Origin of the sequence: uncultured Nostoc sp., assembly GCF_964247315.1 — a bacterium.
GTDB lineage: Bacteria > Cyanobacteriota > Cyanobacteriia > Cyanobacteriales > Nostocaceae > Nostoc.
On the sequence record NZ_CAXTTT010000087.1, the window covers coordinates 29,625 to 34,194 of the forward strand.

Sequence of the window (4,570 nt, forward strand, 5' to 3'; positions counted from 1 at the left end):
CGTTTATTGAATTCGGGCAGCCGTTTATTGAATTCGGGCAGCCGTTTATTATTTTTGTTCAATTTTAATTTGAGGATGATTTTCTCCTCACAGATTTCGTCGAATTTGACACACTATAACAATTTAGGTAAATAAGATAATGCAAGCAATTCGCGTTCATAACTATGGTGAGTCAGACGCGCTGACACTGGAAACTATAGCGCAACCCGAACCACAACCGAATGAAGTGCTAATTCGGGTTCAGGCGGCTGGAGTCAATCCGCTTGATTGGAAAATCCGGGCAGGCTACATGAAAGAGATTTTTCCAATGCCTTTGCCGTTCACGCCTGGAATGGATGTTGCAGGGATTGTGGAAGCGATCGGCACTGATGTCAAAGCATTCCAAGTTGGTCAAGCAGTTTATGGTGAACTGCGAATGGGAGCTTATGCCCAGTTCGCTACGGCTCCACAAGATGCGATCGCCCTCAAGCCGGAGACGCTGGATTTTGTGCAAGCGGCATCGGTGCCGATGGTAGCAATGACCGCCTATCAAGGGTTGTTTGATCGTGCTGATCTCAAGCCTGGTCAAACCGTCCTGATTCATGCGGCATCGGGCGGAGTTGGCATGTTCGCGGTGCAGTTTGCTAAATGGAAAGGAGCGCACGTCATTGGAACTGCCTCAGCCGCGAATGTAGAATTTATCCGCTCTCTGGGTGCAGATCAAGCGATTGACTACAAAGCAACACCCTTTGAAGAAGTTGTTGAGAATGTCGATGTAGTTCTAGATACGTTAGGTGGCGACACACAAGCGCGGTCTTATTCAGTGCTGAAGCCGGGTGGCATTCTGGTTGCAACCGCCGCTCCCCCTAATGCTCAAAAAGCTCAAGAACAAGGTATCCGTGCAGAGATGATGAATATGAAACCCTCGGCCTCGCTGCTAGAGGAAATTGCTAGTTTACTCGATTCCGGGCAGCTTAAGACGGTTGTTGCTCAGACCTTTTCTTTATCTGAAGCCCGTCAAGCTCAGGAATTGAGTCAGGGCGGTCATGTCCAGGGCAAAATCGTGCTTCAAATCAATGCTTAACCCAATGTGTACTCAACTTGTTGATCTATCTAGAAAGGCTAAAAATACCAAAAATCGGGAAAATTTATAAGTTGGAGAAATTTGCAAGCAATGGCTCTAGAGTCAGTATCAACTCTAGAGCCATTGCACCAGCTTAATCAAAGGGTGAAATTCATTCTTGTATTGTTTAACCAGTCTTGCCAAACTATCCTCTCTGGTAACTGTTTATCCCTCAAAATGTTAAGTACCGTTAACCAAAGCGATCGCATCTAAATTTGCCACGGGCAGTATTATTTTTTGCTTCTAATAAAAGCGATAGGGGGTTGATCTCATAGATAAGCGATCGCAGCTTGTCGATTCTAGTTCATCATTGTTCGCTCTTAAACAGATATATCCTTCCGTATTATCTTGTAGCCTTTTTCAGAAATCAAATATGATTCCTATATAGACACCCGTGCTGCTTTATGAGAATGATAATTTTTATCAAAAAGGGGGGATGTTTTATTTTTTGGAAGTCCCTAACAGCCGCATTGCAGATATTCACCTTTAGGAATAGGATTTCTTGTAAACATCAAGTTTGACGCTTTGTCTTTTGACAGCGATCGCAACTTCACTTACAGTTCCGCACTAGAGGAGTGTTGAGTACTGAGTAAAGAAGAAAAGAAAAAATTTCTTATTACTTCTTCAACATCTTTATTCGGACACTCAGGACTGATGACTCAGGGGTTTTTTATGGTAGATTTGTTGCTGATCGCAATCCTGGGGTTCCTGGGGAGTTTTGGACATTGCTTTGGGATGTGTGGCCCGCTAACAGTGGCATTTTCTTTGTCTTATCAGCCAAAAAGTCCACAAACAGTCTCCTTGGGACGGACATTAACCTTAGAAAAACCCGATACTTGGCAACAGCAATTAAAATTTCATATCCTGCTAAACCTGGGGCGGATGTTAAGCTATGCTCTAGTCGGTGCTGGCATTGGGGCGCTAGGTTCGGTATTGCTGCAAGGTGGACAGCTAGCGGGTGTTGGCAGCGACTTCCGACGCTGGATGGCAATTCTGACTGGTGTGATGTTGATTTGGTTTGGCTTAGGACAACTAAAACCCGATTTACTACCGCGTATTCCCGTGTTACATCCCCTATTGCAAGGTAGTTTACACGATCGCCTCAGCAGAAGAATGGTTAAGCTTTCCTTAAAAACCAAATGGTGGACGCCAATGCTTTTAGGGATGACTTGGGGTTTAATGCCCTGTGGTTTCTTGTATGCTGCCCAAATTAAAGCCGCTGAAACTGGCAATTTATGGATGAGTACAGCTACTATGCTGGCTTTTGGCTTGGGAACCTTGCCCACGATGCTAGGTGTAGGCGTTTCTACATCTTTGGTAAGTAAAGACAGGCGCAGTCAGTTGTTTCGATTAGGCGGTTGGGTAACACTCACCATTGGCATTATCACCTTGCTGCGGACTGGTGACACAATGGTAGATTACACCGGACATGCCGCCTTAATCTGCTTAATTTTGGCGTTAATTGCGCGTCCGATTAGTGGCTTGTGGGCTTCACCACTGCGTTATCGCCGCGGCTTGGGTGTGGGATCTTTTGTGCTTTCTGTGGTTCACACCTTCCACATGATAGAACACTCATTGCAATGGAATTTTGCCGCCTTTTCATTTCTGCCGCCAGAATTTCAGTGGGGGATGGCTGCGGGTGCTGTAGCATTGGTATTAATGTCCCCCGCCGCTTTTACAAGTTGGGAATCGTTGCAAAAATCTTTGGGCAAGCGTTGGCGACAGATTCATCTATTGGGTGTGCCAGCCTTGCTTTTGAGTGCCATTCATACTGTGTTGATTGGTTCCCATTACCTGGGTTCCTTGCAATCAACTTGGGGAAATAAATTAGCGGCAGTACTGATGGTAATTGTTACTCTCAGTGTCTTGCTAGTGCGTAGGGCGAAGCCCTTGCCGTAGGCATCGCGCTTTTTTTGGTCAAAGTTAGCCGTAGAAAAGTTTTATGTTCCCCCAACCAAATCGCGGTAAATCATCCTTATTTTCTGGCTCCATTCCTACGAGTCAAAAACAGAGGCGTTACCCCCTCAAAGGCATTTTCTGGAAGAATCAAGGAACAATAAAGTATTTATTATTCCTCAGTTGTTTAGTTATATCAATAACTAATCTTTACCCGGCTTTTGCTCATAAGGTAGAAGTAGCTGGAGATGTTGGCGGCACTCTCCACATTGAACCAAATGATAATCCCCGTGCTGGAGAACCAAGCCAAGCCTGGTTTGCACTTACCCGCAGAGGTGGAAAGGTTATTCCTCTGTCACAGTGTAATTGTCAGTTGGCTGTTTATGCCGAACCTTATGCAACCGGAGAGCCACCACTGTTAGAACCACAGTTAGAACCTGTAGCAGCCGAACGTTATCGAGGCATCCCAGGTGCAGATATTACCTTTCCCAAACCAGGTCTTTATGAGTTGCAACTAAATGGTAAACCTGTTTCTGGGGCAAGATTCAAACCCTTTGAGTTCAAATTTGAAGTGACTGTGGCAGGAGGCGGATCTACACAAAATACACGAAACCTGCGAGATGTCAATGGTGATTTAGTAGAGGGTCAATCTCAACAATTACCAACTTGGGCGATCGCACTTCCAATCCTCGGATTTATCGGCATCTTAGTTGTTGTACTGCAAAGTATGAGGAGGAGTGGGGAGTAGGGAGTAGGGAAAGGGGGAGATAAAGCAGGGGAACAGAGGGGAAGTTGTAATAAGTCTTTCCCCTGTGCCTCTCATCCCCCAAGTCGTCCTCTTGCGATAAAATGCCAACGCGATCGCTTGGCTGAAGCTACAATTAATAATCCAAGAATCAGGTCACACTCTATCTGCCATGACCACCACTACAAAAAAGCTCAACCTTGAGGAGTATCTAGCGTATGATGACGGCACAGATACCCGCTATGAGATGGTGGATGGAGAACTTGTAGCAATGCCTCCAGAAACGGATAGAAATAATTTAATTTCCTTGTATTTACTGTCAGAATTCTTTAAATTTGTGCCAATCCGCTTCATCCGTCATAAAGATACAGAAATTATAGTCACGGGAAATCGAGTGCGACTACCAGACTTGATGATATTGACTGAGGAGTTATTTACCACAATCGGGGGTGGGCGAGCAACGATTACTGTAGATATGCCATCTCCGGCGCTAGTGGTTGAGGTTGTCTCCCCTGGTAAAGCTAATGAAGACCGAGACTACCGCTACAAGCGCTCTGAGTATGCAGCTAGGGGAATTCCTGAATACTGGATTGTTGATTTCGCTAAACAACAGGTTATCGTGCTGACCTTGGTAGATGGACTGTATGAAGAAGCTGTATTTCAGAATAGCGATCGCATTACATCAGTATATTTTACCGAGTTGGCACTGACAGTCGCCCAAGTCTTGGCTTGTGGGGAAGTTTGATCAAACTTCTCCAGCAGTTATTAGCTGTTATATAGCGGTTCCTGATTGAGTGCAATACAGTATGGGATAATGGAGTATATTA

Annotated in this window: 4 protein-coding genes and 1 pseudogene; all 5 read left to right on the forward strand. The window is 45.1% G+C overall.

Features of this window, described 5'->3' with window-relative positions; translation table 11 throughout:
- Positions 1 to 139 precede the first annotated feature (139 nt).
- The 5 genes and pseudogenes from ACFE93_RS23550 (at position 140) to ACFE93_RS23570 (ending at position 4,488) form a co-directional block, all read left to right on the forward strand.
- Positions 140 to 1,063, forward strand: coding sequence for an NADP-dependent oxidoreductase (locus ACFE93_RS23550; RefSeq protein ID WP_375476778.1), 924 nt, complete (start codon positions 140 to 142; stop codon positions 1,061 to 1,063).
- Positions 1,064 to 1,153: 90 nt separating this feature from the next.
- Positions 1,154 to 1,315 (forward strand): hypothetical protein, encoded by a 162-nt coding sequence (locus tag ACFE93_RS23555; protein ID WP_375476780.1) that lies wholly within the window; start codon positions 1,154 to 1,156, stop codon positions 1,313 to 1,315.
- 459 nt (positions 1,316 to 1,774) lie between these two features.
- Positions 1,775 to 3,070 (forward strand): annotated as a pseudogene (locus tag ACFE93_RS23560) (sulfite exporter TauE/SafE family protein).
- Positions 3,045 to 3,746, forward strand: a complete 702-nt coding sequence (locus ACFE93_RS23565; RefSeq protein ID WP_375476782.1) for a hypothetical protein — start codon at positions 3,045 to 3,047, stop codon at positions 3,744 to 3,746. Before ACFE93_RS23560 ends, ACFE93_RS23565 begins: the two are co-directional and overlap by 26 nt.
- Positions 3,747 to 3,915: 169 nt before the next feature.
- Positions 3,916 to 4,488: a Uma2 family endonuclease gene (locus ACFE93_RS23570; RefSeq protein ID WP_375476785.1), complete on the forward strand. Its 573-nt coding sequence runs from the start codon at positions 3,916 to 3,918 to the stop codon at positions 4,486 to 4,488.
- The last annotated feature ends 82 nt before the right edge of the window (positions 4,489 to 4,570 follow it).